The 12,422-nt window shown below is 70.0% G+C and carries 11 protein-coding genes; 3 read left to right on the top strand and 8 right to left on the bottom strand.

What is annotated here, in order from left to right; translation table 11 throughout:
• Positions 1 to 11: 11 nt before the first annotated feature.
• From smpB to pruA, 6 genes are all read right to left on the bottom strand, one after another.
• On the bottom strand, positions 12 to 491 hold the full coding sequence (gene smpB / locus V6U82_RS08550; RefSeq protein ID WP_030271124.1) for an SsrA-binding protein SmpB: 480 nt from the start codon (positions 489 to 491) through the stop codon (positions 12 to 14).
• 133 nt (positions 492 to 624) lie between these two features.
• Entirely contained in the window at positions 625 to 1,500 is an 876-nt protein-coding gene (gene ftsX, locus V6U82_RS08545) for a permease-like cell division protein FtsX (protein ID WP_128137585.1), read from the bottom strand.
• 65 nt (positions 1,501 to 1,565) lie between these two features.
• Positions 1,566 to 2,246, bottom strand: a complete 681-nt coding sequence (gene ftsE / locus V6U82_RS08540; RefSeq protein WP_013284225.1) for a cell division ATP-binding protein FtsE — start codon at positions 2,244 to 2,246, stop codon at positions 1,566 to 1,568.
• A 118-nt stretch (positions 2,247 to 2,364) separates the two neighbouring features.
• On the bottom strand, positions 2,365 to 3,486 hold the full coding sequence (gene prfB / locus V6U82_RS08535) for a peptide chain release factor 2 (RefSeq protein ID WP_128137586.1): 1,122 nt from the start codon (positions 3,484 to 3,486) through the stop codon (positions 2,365 to 2,367).
• Between the two features lie 97 nt (positions 3,487 to 3,583).
• The gene (locus V6U82_RS08530) at positions 3,584 to 4,099 is read right to left on the bottom strand and encodes a PadR family transcriptional regulator (protein WP_216932198.1); all 516 of its coding nucleotides are present in this window, start codon (positions 4,097 to 4,099) and stop codon (positions 3,584 to 3,586) included.
• A 134-nt stretch (positions 4,100 to 4,233) separates the two neighbouring features.
• Positions 4,234 to 5,862, bottom strand: coding sequence for an L-glutamate gamma-semialdehyde dehydrogenase (pruA, locus tag V6U82_RS08525; protein WP_128137587.1), 1,629 nt, complete (start codon positions 5,860 to 5,862; stop codon positions 4,234 to 4,236).
• A 373-nt stretch (positions 5,863 to 6,235) separates the two neighbouring features.
• On the opposite strand from pruA, the gene V6U82_RS08520 reads away from it, so the two are divergent.
• On the top strand, positions 6,236 to 7,249 hold the full coding sequence (locus tag V6U82_RS08520; RefSeq protein ID WP_334460269.1) for a hypothetical protein: 1,014 nt from the start codon (positions 6,236 to 6,238) through the stop codon (positions 7,247 to 7,249).
• Between the two features lie 8 nt (positions 7,250 to 7,257).
• Here the strand turns inward: V6U82_RS08520 and V6U82_RS08515 are convergent, their stop codons facing one another.
• Positions 7,258 to 7,767, bottom strand: a complete 510-nt coding sequence (locus tag V6U82_RS08515) for a DUF6912 family protein (RefSeq protein WP_334460268.1) — start codon at positions 7,765 to 7,767, stop codon at positions 7,258 to 7,260.
• Positions 7,768 to 7,962: 195 nt separating this feature from the next.
• Here V6U82_RS08515 and V6U82_RS08510 point away from each other — a divergent pair, with 195 nt between their 5' ends.
• Together V6U82_RS08510 and V6U82_RS08505 are read left to right on the top strand one after the other, a co-directional pair.
• On the top strand, positions 7,963 to 8,190 hold the full coding sequence (locus V6U82_RS08510) for a helix-turn-helix domain-containing protein (protein ID WP_013474124.1): 228 nt from the start codon (positions 7,963 to 7,965) through the stop codon (positions 8,188 to 8,190).
• A 95-nt stretch (positions 8,191 to 8,285) separates the two neighbouring features.
• Positions 8,286 to 8,864, top strand: coding sequence for an Rv3235 family protein (locus V6U82_RS08505; RefSeq protein ID WP_334460265.1), 579 nt, complete (start codon positions 8,286 to 8,288; stop codon positions 8,862 to 8,864).
• A 488-nt stretch (positions 8,865 to 9,352) separates the two neighbouring features.
• Here the strand turns inward: V6U82_RS08505 and secA are convergent, their stop codons facing one another.
• A complete protein-coding gene (gene secA, locus V6U82_RS08500) occupies positions 9,353 to 12,262 on the bottom strand; it encodes a preprotein translocase subunit SecA (protein ID WP_334460263.1) in 2,910 nt (969 codons plus the stop codon).
• Positions 12,263 to 12,422 lie beyond the last annotated feature (160 nt).

The raw sequence follows: 12,422 nt of genomic DNA, 5'->3' as shown, positions 1-12,422 counted from the left end.
AACCGGACGTATCACTCACCCATGCCCTTGCCACGCCGGCCCACCGCCCGGGCGATCTCCCGGTCGGCGTCCCGCTTGGCGAGGTCCTGGCGCTTGTCGTACGACTTCTTACCCCGGGCCAGGCCGATCTCCACCTTGGCCCAGCCGTCGGAGAAGTAGACCTGCAACGGCACCAGCGTCAGGCCGCTCTCCTTGAGCTTGCCCAGCAGCCGGTCGATCTCCAGCCGGTTGAGCAGCAGCTTGCGGGTACGCCGGGGCTCGTGGTTGGTCCAGGTGCCCTGCGCGTACTCCGGGATGTGCATGGCGTGCAGGTAGATCTCGCCGTCGCGCTCCTGGGCGAACGCGTCCACCAGCGACGCGCGCCCGGCCCGCAGCGACTTGACCTCGGTGCCGGTGAGCGCCATGCCCGCCTCGTACGTGTCGAGGATGGCGTAGTCGTGGCGTGCCTTCTTGTTGGAGGCGACCACCTTGCGACCCTTTTCCCGTGGCATCGGCGCCACCCCCTTCCTGATCGACTCACCGGCCACCGGCCGGCGGGCGGAGATCATGCTACCGGAACCACAAGGGCCCTCCCGCGCCGTTTATTCCGGCGCGGAAGGGCCCTCGGTGAGCCGTACGAGGTGACTAGACCCGCAGGTAGAACCGGAGCGTGACCCAGGCGGTGACCGCGCTGACCACGCCACCGACGGCGGCCATCAGCGGGAAGGTCAGGAAGATCTCGGACCAGGAGATCGGCGTGATGAGGCCCTCCAGGGCCGCCATCGAGCTGCCCGCCGCCAGCAGCTTCACCGCGATCAACGCGAGCAGGCCCAGGATGGAGCCGAACAGACCGGCCACCACCGCCTCCAGCACGAACGGTGCCTGGATGAACCAGTTCGACGCGCCGACGAGCTTCATGACCGCCACCTCACGCCGCTTGCTGTACGCGGCGACCTGGATGGTGTTCGCGACGAGCAGCAGGGCGGCGACGGCCATCACGATGGCGATCGCGAGCGCGCCGTTCTGGAAGCCGCTGAGCACGCCGAAGACCTTGTCGAGCAGCTTGCTCTGGTCGACGATCGTGTCGATGCCCTCGGCGGTCTTGTACTTGTCGTAGATCGCCTTGTACTGCTCCGGGTCGTTCAGCTTGACCCGGTACGACTCGGGAAGCTGGTCCGGCTTGACGGCGCTGACCAGGTCCGGGGCGTCGGCGTACATCTGCTGGAAGCGCTCGTACGCCTGCTCCTTGTTGACGTACGTCGAGTCCTTGACCAGCGGGTCCTGGCCGAGCTGCTGGCCCAGCGCGTCGACCTGTTCCTTGGTGGCGTCGGTCTTCAGGAAGATCGAGACCTCGACGTTCTCGTAGTAGAGGTCCTTCATGTCGCCGACCTTCTGGTAAAGAAGGCCGCTGCCGCCCAGCATGAACAGCGACACCGCCATTGTGATGATCATGGCGATGGTCATGGTGACGTTGCGCCACAGCCCGACCAGTACTTCGGACAGGACGTACTTCATCCGCATCGGGATATTCCTCCGGCTCTCCGGCGTGAGGTTTCGTCGTCAGGGTCTACGGAACGTCGTCCGGCTCAGCCGTAGACGCCGCGGGCCTGGTCGCGCACGATGCGGCCGCTCTCGATCTCGATGACCCGGCGCCGCATCTGGTTCACGATGTTGGAGTCGTGCGTGACCATCACGACGGTCGTACCGGTGCGGTTGATCCGGTCCAGCAGGCGCATGATCTCGATCGAGGTGTCCGGGTCCAGGTTTCCGGTCGGCTCGTCGGCCAGCAGGATCAGCGGCCGGTTGACGAACGCCCGGGCCACCGCGACACGCTGCTGCTCACCACCGGAGAGCTCGTGCGGGTAGCGGTGCTCCTTGCCGCCGAGACCGACCAGCTCCAGCACCTCCGGCACGACCCGGCGGGCGACCGCCTTCGTCTTACCGATCACCTCCAGCGCGAACGCCACGTTCTCGTACGCGGTGCGGTTCGGCAGCAACCGGAAGTCCTGGAAGACGCAGCCGATGGAACGCCGGAAGTGGGGTCGCTTCCAGGAACGCATCGAGGTGACGTCCTTGCCGTTGACGACGACCCGGCCCTTGTTGGGCGTGACCTCGTGCAGCAGCAACTTGATGATGGTGGACTTGCCGGAGCCGGATGGACCGATGAAGAAGACGAACTCACCCTTCTCGATCGAGACGGACACGTTGTCGAGCGAAGGCCGGGACGCCTTCGGGTACGTCTTCGTCACTTGCTCAAGCTGAATCACGGGTCGGTAGTCTACGCGGTGTAACCGCAGAGCCAAGCCCCACGCCCCGTCGAAGCGGTGCGCGTCATCGATTTACCCGGTCAGACCGAGATCGATGACGCGCTGCGTCCAACCGTGATCACGCACTGTCAGCGCTGAGCTGCTGCTGCTTCCGCCAGCGGATTCCCGCCTCGATGAAGCTGTCCAGGTCACCGTCGAAGACCGAGGACGGATTGCCCGTCTCCTGTTCGGTACGCAGATCCTTCACCATCTGATACGGGTGCAGGACGTACGAGCGCATCTGGTCGCCCCAGGAGCTGGTGCTGCCGGTCTTCAGGCCGGCCAGCTTCTCCTCCTCCTCCTGCCGCTTGCGCTCCAGCAGCCGGGCCTGGAGCACCCGCATCGCGGAGGCCTTGTTCTGCAGCTGGGACTTCTCGTTCTGGCAGGTCACCACGATGCCGGTGGGGATGTGGGTCAGCCGCACCGCCGAGTCGGTGGTGTTGACGCTCTGCCCACCCGGCCCGGACGACCGGTAGACGTCCACCCGGACCTCGTTCTCCGGGATGTCGATGTGGTCGGTCTGCTCGGTGACCGGCAGCACCTCGACCCCGGCGAAGCTGGTCTGCCGGCGGCCCTGGTTGTCGAACGGGCTGATCCGCACCAGCCGGTGCGTGCCGGACTCCACACTGAGCGTGCCGTAGGCGTAGGGCACCTTCACCGTAAAGGTGGCCGACTTCAGGCCCGCCTCCTCGGCGTACGAGGTCTCGTAGACCTCGGTCGGGTAGCCGTGCCGCTCGGCCCAGCGCAGGTACATCCGCAGCAGCATCTCGGCGAAGTCGGCGGCGTCCACGCCACCGGCGCCGGCCCGGATCGCGACGAGCGCCTCCCGCGAGTCGTACTCGCCGGAGAGCAGCGTGCGGACCTCCATCTCCTGGATGGCCTTGGTCAGCCCGGCGATCTCCGACTCGACCTCGGTCAGCACGCCCGGGTCGTCCTCGGCCTGGGCCAGTTCCAGCAGCACCCCAGCGTCGTCGAGCCGGGAGCGCAGGTCACCGAGCTTGGTGATCTCGCCGTTCACGTACGACAGCTGCGACGTCACCTGCTGCGCCTTGGCCTGGTCGTCCCAGAGGTCGGGCGCGGAGGCCTCCTGCTCCAGCCGGGCCTTCTGCTCGCGCAGCTTGTCGAGGTCGAGCACAGCCTCGATGTTGCGCAGCGTGGCGTCGAGTTCCTTGAGCTGTTCGGCGTAATCGGCAGCGGTCACGACAGACAAGACTACCGGCGCGTGCGAGGAGTGAGCTTGCGAGCCCCGCAGTCACGCGCGAAAAGTCGGCGCTGCCTGTCCTGGTCGCCGCAGGTGGTCAGCCGACGGGCGCGGTCTTCAGCCAGGACAGCGCCGCCTTGTGGTAGGCGACGGCGAACTCCAGCGCGCTGGCGTCGTAGCTGTCGCCTTCCTTCTTGGCGTTCTTGACCTGCTCCCGCACCGCCGCCAGCGCCTCGGTGTGGTACTCGTTCGCCGAGGCGTACAGGTTCTTGAGCTGGCTCGACGAGTGCAGGTTGCCGAACGCGATCCGTAGCGCTATCGGGTTACGGATGGTGTCCTTGCCGGGATTCTCCGCCAGCCAGCGGGAGAATGTCCGTTTCCCGGCCGCCGTCAGCGCGTACGGCTGGCTCATCCGCGGCCCGGGCTTGCCGAGTCGCACCAGACCCTTCTCGGCCAGGACCGGCAGCTCCCGGTAGACCTGACTGCGGGTCATCGACCAGTACGGCGCCAGCCGGCGCTCGGCGGCGGCCATCAACTGGCCGCCAGTCATCGGGCCGTCGTGCAGCAGACCGAGCAGAGCTGCTGCCGTCGGGTTGACTCCGGATTCCGCCATGCCCTCTAAGCTGCCACTTTGTCGGCTCTGGCGTCCAGGATTTGCTCATTTCGGCACCCGATGACGGGTCCGATGTGCACTGTCGGATGAGGAAGAGGGCCCGCCCCGGCCGGGACGGGCCCTCGTGGAGCGCCTCAGCCCATGTGCGGGTAGGCGTGATCGGTCGGCGGGACGAAGGTCTCCTTGATCGTCCGCGGCGACATCCAGCGGACCAGGTTGTGCCAGGAGCCCGCCTTGTCGTTGGTGCCGCTGGCCCGGGCGCCGCCGAACGGCTGCTGCCCGACCACCGCGCCGGTCGGCTTGTCGTTGATGTAGAAGTTGCCCGCGGCGTACCGCATCTTCTCCGCCACCTGGTCGACCACCCGGCGGTCGGTCGCGAAGATCGACCCGGTCAGCGCGTACGGCGCGATCGACTCGGCCTGGGCGACCACCTCGTCGAAGCGGGCGTCGTCGAAGACGTGCACGCCGAGGATCGGCCCGAAGTACTCGGTGGTGAACGTCTCGTGCGCGGCGTCGGAGCACTCGAACAGCGTCGGCCGGACGAAGTAGCCGACCGAGTCGTCGGCGGTGCCCCCGGCCAGGATGCGGCAGGAGTCGTCGCCCTTGATCAGCTCCAGCGCGGCGGTGTGCCGGCCGAACGCCTTGTCGTCGATCACCGCGCCGCCGAAGTTGCTGAAGTCGGTCACGTCGCCGTAGGTCAGCGAGTCGGCGGTGGCGGCGAGCCGGTCGCGCAGCCCACCCTCCCAGATCGACCGCGGCACGTACGCCCGCGAGGCGGCGGAGCACTTCTGGCCCTGGTACTCGTAGGCGCCCCGGATCAGCGCGGTGTGCAGCGCGTCCACGTCGGCGCTGGAGTGCGCGACCACGAAGTCCTTGCCGCCGGTCTCGCCGACCAGCCGCGGGTAGCCCCGGTAACCGGCGATGTTGTCGCCGACGGTCTTCCACAGGTGCTGGAACACCTTGGTCGAGCCGGTGAAGTGGATGCCGGCCAGGTCCGGGTCGGCCAGCACCACCTCGGAGACCTCCTCGCCGCGCCCGGTGACCATGTTGATCACGCCGGGCGGCAGGCCGGCGGCCTCGAACAGGCGCATGGTGAAGTGCGCCGCGAACTGCTGCGTCGGGGACGGCTTCCAGACCACCGTGTTGCCGAGCATGGCCGGCGCGGACGGCAGGTTGCCGGCGATCGCGGTGAAGTTGAACGGGGTGATCGCGTAGACGAACCCCTCCAGCGGCCGGTGGTCCAGGCGGTTCCAGACCCCGGGCGAGGACAGCGGCTGCTCGGCCAGGAGCCGCCGGGCGAAGTGCACGTTGAACCGGAGGAAGTCGATCAGCTCGCACGCCGAGTCGATCTCGGCCTGGACGGCGGTCTTGGACTGGCCGAGCATGGTGGCCGCGTTGAGCGTGTCCCGCCAGGGGCCGGCGAGCAGGTCGGCGGCGCGCAGGAAGATCGCGGCCCGCTCCTCGAACGGCAGCGCGCGCCACATCGGCGCGGCGTCCTTGGCGGCGCGGACCGCGGCGCGCGCGTCGTCGTGGGTGGCGTGCCCGGTCACGCCGAGGACGTGCGCGTGCTTGTGCGGCTGCACCACGTCGATCGACGCGCCGCCGGCCATCCGGCGCTCGCCGGCGATCGTCATCGGCAGCTCGATCCGCTCGGCGGCCAGGTCGGCCAGCCGCCGCTGGAGCCGTTCCCGGTCGGCGCTGCCGGGCTCGTAGGTGTGAACCGGCTCGTTGACCGGCTCGGGTACGGAGAACACGGCGTCCATCACAGGCTCCTGGCGATCTCGACGGCGACGGCGAAACCGGACCCGCGGGCGCCGGCCGGCGGCCGGACGCCGGACACCGCGGGGTCAGCGGCGGCGGGACCTGGCCCGATTCTGTCACGAGACGCCCCCGCGGGCCGCGCCTCCCCGGTACACCGGACAGCCCGGCCGTCTCCGGACCTTCGGCCGCAGCCCACCCACAACCGACGAAACATCGGAGTACGGGATGACGCGTCGTTGATCCTTCGGCGCGCTCGGTTCTCGCGCCCGCCGTGCCCGGCCCACCCGAGTGGCGGCGGCATGCCGCGTACGCTGGATGGCCGGTGACCTGCCCGGCCCGGCGCGGGGCGATCCGGCGACCGTCGAAGGGGAGACGATGAGCAACCAGCCCGGCAGCTCCACGGCCGCGGAGACGGACGAGCCCGAGGCCGTCTCGCCGTCGGCCGGCGAGGCGAGCGTGGACGAGGCCCTCGCGACCGGGCGCCCCGAGTTCGCCCCGGGGGCGCTCGTGCTCGCCCTGGTGTCGATCGGGTGGCTGGCCGCCATGCTCTGGTCCACCCGCGAGGCGATCCACTCGACCGCCGCCGGCGTCACCGCGATCAGCCTCTCCGCGTACGCGCTGCCCGGCGTCATCACCGCGGCGCTGGTCACCGGCGCCACTGTCGCCCTGCTCGCGACCAACCGGCTGGGCCGCGCCACGCTGCGTTTCCTGGCCGCCGTCGGCACCGGCCTCCTGGTCGGGCTCGTCACCGCGGTGGCGATCAACCTGACGTACGCGGACAACGCCACCACGAACACCATCGCCGGCACCGCGGCGGCGGCCGCGATCATCGGCGGGGCGATGGCCGGCGCGCGCCAGGCCCGGGTGGTGGGGGCGATCACCCTCGCGACGCTCACCGCGCAGATCTTCGTGGTGCTGTTCAGCCGCGCCCGCGATCCGCTGTCCGACCTGTTCGGCGCCGGGGAGACCCAGCAGTCGATGCTCGACGCCGCGAAGTGGGTCTCGCGTACCGAGTCGTTGCTCGCCGGGCTGCTCGCCGGCCTGGCCGCGTACCTCTACCTCACCTGGTCCCGCCGCCGGGCGGAGCGCCGCGACGGCGCGGCGTCGCCGCTGCGCTGGCCGGCGTACCTGGTCGCCGGGGCGGGCGCGGGCCTGCTCCTGCTGCTCACCGAGGTGATCATCCGGATCGGCGGGCGCGGGCTGCTCGACCTGGCCGCCGCGCTCAGCGAGGCCGACGAGGTGGCACAGACCGCGCTGGGCACCTCACGGGTGGACAACGGGATCTGGGTGCTCTTCGTCGGTGCGCTGACCACGCTCATCGTCTTCGGGCGCACGCTCGGCCCGCGCCCGGTGGACGAGGACGAGGACGAGGACGAGCCCGCGGCCTGAACCGGCAGTCAGCCCGCCTCGCGCAGCAGCAGGTCCAGCTCGGTCACGTCGTACCACTCCAACTCGTGGTCCTCGGCGCCGTCGACGGTGAACTGGGCGTCCGGGTCACCGGCCTGCGCCTCCACGACCACGTCGACGGCCGCGGCCACGTCCTCGACCGCGTCCGTGCCGTCCACGTGCAGCGCGGCGACCGACTTCACCGGCACCGGCCCGGCCGGCCGGACCACGCTCGACCCCAGCTCGCCGTCGACCCGGCCGACCGCACGGGCCGGCAGGTCGGCCGAGACCACCACCCGTCGCCGGGGCGCTGTGGGGTCGTTGCGGAGCAGGAGCAGCGCGTCCTGGGCGGCCCGGGTGAAGGCCACGTACTCCAGTTCCTCCTCGTCGCCCTCGGCGTACCACTCGCGCAGCTCCGGGGTCACGGCGTGCGCCGCCTCGGCGCTCAGCCCCTCCTCGCGCAGCCGGGCGAGCATGGGGACGGTCGCCGGCAGGTACACCCGGACAAGCTCGTCGGTCACGGGTCACTCCCACACTCAGGCCGATCGCCGGCGGACGCCGACTCCGGGCGCCGATCATGCCGTACGCCGAGACCGTCATACACCCGGCACCCGCGCGGGTGAAGTGTCCCGCCGGTGTGTCTCCCGAACGGGCGCGCGACGGTGTCACCAGGTGATGGCAAACTGAAGCAAACGCAACCAACCCCGGGAGTCACCGTGGAGTCGAGGTTCCTGCTGCTGTCCGACGTCGCCGCCGAGCTGAACGTCTCGGACTCGCAGGTCTACCACATGGTCCGCAGCGGCGAACTGCCCGCGATCAAGATCGGCGGCCGGGGCCAGTGGCGGGTCGAGCGCGCCCGGCTGGAGGAATACATCGAGCGCAAGTACGCCGAGACCGCCGAGTGGGTACGCGGCAACCCGCTCGGCGAGCGCGACGAGGAGTAACGTCGCCGGGACCGCCCGCCATTGACGACGGTCGTCCGCGTCCGGAATGATGAGAACCTGTCGGAGGCAAACGAAGGCAAACGCAAGGATTCGAGATGGTCGACACCCGCCGTCCCCGAGCACCCCGCCCGCCGGTCCGTCTCCGGCCCGCCCCGCCGCTCGATCCGCCATGCACCGACGAGGAACCGCTCTGGAGTCCCGTCGGTCAGCTCACGCTCGACCTGGCCGACCCGCGCCGCCGCGCCGCCGCACGCCCCGCCGGCCGCGCCCCGGACCCGGCACCCGCCTGGCCACGCTGGACCGGCACCCCGGCGTCAGCCCTCGCGTCCGCCACACCCGAGGGAGCGCGGGCCGCGCACCGGTTCGTCCGCACCTTCCTGGAGATCGTCAACGGCTTCCGGCCACCCGGTCAGCTCCGGCCGCTCTGCCTGCCCGAGTCGGCCGGCCCGGTGGCTGCCGAGCTGACCCGCGCGGCCCGCCGGGTGACCCCGGTGCGCCGCCGTAACGCCCGGCCGGCGCTGCTGCTGCGGCGCCTGCGGGTGTGCGAGCCTCGCGCTGGCGCGGTCGAGGCCACCGCCGTGTTCGCCGGCGCCGGAGGCGCGAGCTGGGCGATCGCGGTACGCCTGGAACGCCGCCGAGGCGCCTGGCTGTGCCTCGTCCTCGACGTCCTCTGAGCCCGGCCGCAGCCTCCCCGACCACGCTCGACGCGCGGCCCACCCGCGCCGATCCGCGAGCCGGGCGTAGTCAACCCGACTCCCGACTCCCGACTCCCGACTCCCGACTCCCGACTCCCGACTCCCGACTCCCGACTCCCGACTCCCGACTCCCGACTCCCGACTCCCGACGAGATCTTGGTACCAAACGGCCCCCATAAGGGCCCTTTCCTACCAAGATCTCCACCGCTCCCGCCGAGTGGAACGCCGATCTCGCTCATCGGGAGGCTCTCCGCAGCTCCAGCCGAACGAGGATCTACACCCACGCCAGCGCCTCCACCGGCGCCGATCTTGCACTTTCAGCCCCCCGATACCGGTATGAATCGGGCACGATGAGGGCTGAAACTGCAAGATCGCGGGGCAGGTAGAGCGGGTGGGGACGGGTGGGGACGGGGACGGGGACGGGCCCCGGCCGGAAGGCCGGGGCCCGTCGGGGCACTTGTTCGGGGTCAGTTGCCGCCGTTGGGGGAACCGTGGCAGCGCTTGTACTTGCGGCCGGAGCCACACGGGCAGGGCGCGTTCCGGGACGGACCCTCGCCGCCGTCGACCTGGCCCGGCGCGGCTCGCCGGGCGGTGCTCGCGGCGACCGCCTGGCCGCTCGCCCCGGCCGCCGCACCGGGAGTACGGCGCGGCGTGGAGGCGGCCGGACGCTCCGAGGACTGCTGGCCGATGCCGAGCGCCGGGGCCTGCTGCTCGGGCCGCTCGATCACCGGGGCGCCCCGGCCGGCCTCGCCGTCCACGGCGGGCGCGGAATACTGCAGGCCCTGCTGCTGCGGCGCGCGGTTGAGACCCTTGGCCCGGATCTCCACCGGCTTCTCCAGCAGCTGCACCTCCTCGGCCTCCGGCTCCGCCTCCTCGACCTGGACGTCCAGGTTGTAGAGGAAGCCGACCGTCTCCTCCTTGATGCCGTCCATCATGGAGGCGAACATGTCGAAGCCCTCGCGCTGGTACTCGATGACCGGGTCGCGCTGGGCGTAGGCCCGCAGGCTGATGCCCTCCTGGAGGTAGTCCATCTCGTAGAGGTGCTCGCGCCACTTACGGTCGATCACCTGGAGCAGGACCATGCGCTCGAGCTGGCGCACCGCCTCCTCGCCGAGGTTCTCCTCGCGCCTGTCGTACGCGGCGTGCGCGTCCTCCTTCAGGCGGGCGAGCAGGAAGTCCTGGTCGATGCCGGAGCGGGAACCGACCTCCTCCTCCAGCTCCTCGACTGTGATACCGACCGGGTAGAGCTGCTTCAGGCTCGACCAGAGCTGGTCGAGGTCCCAGTCCTCGGCGTAGCCGTCGCTCGTCGCGCCGACCACGTACGCGGTCACCACGTCGTCGATCATGTTGCGGACCTGGTCGGACAGGTCCTCGCCGTTGAGCACCCGGAGGCGCTCGGCGTAGATCACCTGGCGCTGCTTGTTCAGCACCTCGTCGTACTTGAGGACGTTCTTGCGGATCTCGGCGTTCTGGCCCTCGATCTGGGCCTGGGCGCTCCTGATCTGGCGGGTGACCATCTTCGACTCGATGGGCACGTCCTCCGGGATGTTGAAGCGGTCCATCACGGCCTCGACCGCGCCGGCCCGGAAGCGCTTCATCAGCTCGTCCTGGAGCGACAGGTAGAAGCGGGACTCGCCCGGGTCACCCTGCCGGCCGGCGCGACCGCGCAGCTGGTTGTCGATCCGGCGGGACTCGTGCCGCTCGGTGCCCAGCACGTAGAGCCCACCGGCGGCGGCGACCTCCTCCGCCTCGACGTCGCACGCCTGCTTCCAGGTCGGGAGGATCTCCTCCATCGCCTTGGCGTACTCCTCCGGCTGCTCGACCGGGTCGAGCCCGCGCTGGCGCAGCTCGTTCGCGGCGAGGAACTCGGGGTTGCCGCCGAGCAGGATGTCCGTACCGCGGCCGGCCATGTTGGTCGCGACGGTGACCGCGCCCTTGCGCCCGGCCTGCGCGACGATCTCCGCCTCCTTGGCGTGGAACTTCGCGTTCAGCACCGAGTGCGGGATGCCGCGGCGGCGCAGCATGTGCGACAGGATCTCGGAGTTCTCCACCGAGACGGTGCCGACCAGCACCGGCTGGCCCTGCACGTGCCGCTCGGCGATGTCCTCGACGACGGCGTTGAACTTGGCCTTCTCGGTCTTGTAGATGACGTCGGGCCGGTCGAGCCGGACCATCGGCCGGTGCGTCGGGATGGTCACGACGCCGACCTTGTAGACCTTGTTGAACTCGCCCGCCTCGGTCTGGGCGGTACCGGTCATGCCGGAGAGCTTCTCGTAGAGGCGGAAGTAGTTCTGGAGGGTGATGGTGGCGAGCGTCTGGTTCTCCTGCTTGATCTCCACCCCCTCCTTGGCCTCGATCGCCTGGTGCATGCCCTCGTTGTAGCGGCGGCCGTGCAGGATGCGGCCGGTGAACTCGTCGACGATCAGGACCTCACCGTCGCTGACGATGTAGTCCTTGTCGCGCTTGTAGAGCTCCTTGGCCTTGATCGCGTTGTTCAGGTAGCCGACCAGCGGGGTGTTCACCGACTCGTACAGGTTGTCGATGCCCAGGCGGTCCTCCACCTTGGCCACGCCGCGCTCGGTGATCGCGATGGTGCGCTTGGCGTAGTCGACCTCGTAGTCGCCCTCGCCGTCGGTGCCGGGCTGGAGCCGGGCCACCATGGCGGCGAACTCCTGGTACCACCGGGCGGAGTGCTCGGCCGGACCGGAAATGATCAGCGGGGTACGCGCCTCGTCGATCAGGATCGAGTCGACCTCGTCGACCACGGCGAAGAAGTGGCCGCGCTGGACCAGTTCGTCCTTCGACCAGGCCATGTTGTCGCGCAGGTAGTCGAAGCCGAACTCGTTGTTGGTGCCGTAGGTGATGTCGCACTCGTAGGCCGCGCGGTGCTCGCTGGCGGGCCGGTTGGGCAGCACCACGCCGACGCGCAGGCCGAGGAACTCGTGGACGCGGCCCATCCAGGCGGCGTCGCGCTCGGCCAGGTAGTCGTTCACCGTGATCACGTGCACGCCCTTGCCGGCGAGCGCGTTCAGGTAGACCGGCATGACCGAGGTGAGCGTCTTGCCCTCACCGGTCTTCATCTCGGCGATGTTGCCGAAGTGCAGCGCCGCGCCACCCATCACCTGGACGTCGTAGGGGCGCTGGCCGAGAACCCGCGAGGCGGCTTCCCGGCACACCGCGAACGCCTCGGGCAGCAGGTCGTCGAGGGTCTCGCCATCCTCGAGCCGCTCCTTGAACTGGTCGGTCATGGCGCGCAGCTCGTCGTCGCTGAGGTTGACGTAGTCGTCCTCGATCGAGTTGACGGCGGCAGCGATGGCCTTCAGCCGACGCACCATGCGGCCCTCGCCGGCGCGAAGGAACTTTTCCAGAATCGACACGGATCAACGCTCCCCTAGACGGTCTCGAACCATCGTAGGCGCTCCGACGCGACGATGGTCACTGGTGGCGGCGGTCCGGGCTCCGGAACCCGACATAACGCCGCGACCGTGCGCCACCGGGCCGCTAATCGGGTTACGCCGTGCGCGAACGATCCGGCAC

Source organism: Micromonospora sp. CPCC 205554, assembly GCF_036902745.1.
Lineage (GTDB): Bacteria > Actinomycetota > Actinomycetes > Mycobacteriales > Micromonosporaceae > Micromonospora > Micromonospora tulbaghiae.
Note: the sequence above shows the minus strand (reverse complement) of the source record. Positions and strands in the feature narration are given on the sequence as shown.

Excerpts from the sequence above, each read along its gene's own strand:
- smpB (WP_030271124.1), bottom strand. The coding sequence starts at position 491 with ATGCCACGGGAAAAGGGTCGCAAGGTGGTCGCCTCCAACAAGAAGGCA.
- ftsX (WP_128137585.1), bottom strand. The coding sequence starts at position 1,500 with ATGCGGATGAAGTACGTCCTGTCCGAAGTACTGGTCGGGCTGTGGCGC.
- V6U82_RS08530 (WP_216932198.1), bottom strand. The coding sequence starts at position 4,099 with ATGGCGGAATCCGGAGTCAACCCGACGGCAGCAGCTCTGCTCGGTCTG.
- pruA (WP_128137587.1), bottom strand. The coding sequence starts at position 5,862 with ATGGACGCCGTGTTCTCCGTACCCGAGCCGGTCAACGAGCCGGTTCAC.
- V6U82_RS08520 (WP_334460269.1), top strand. The coding sequence starts at position 6,236 with ATGAGCAACCAGCCCGGCAGCTCCACGGCCGCGGAGACGGACGAGCCC.
- V6U82_RS08505 (WP_334460265.1), top strand. The coding sequence starts at position 8,286 with ATGGTCGACACCCGCCGTCCCCGAGCACCCCGCCCGCCGGTCCGTCTC.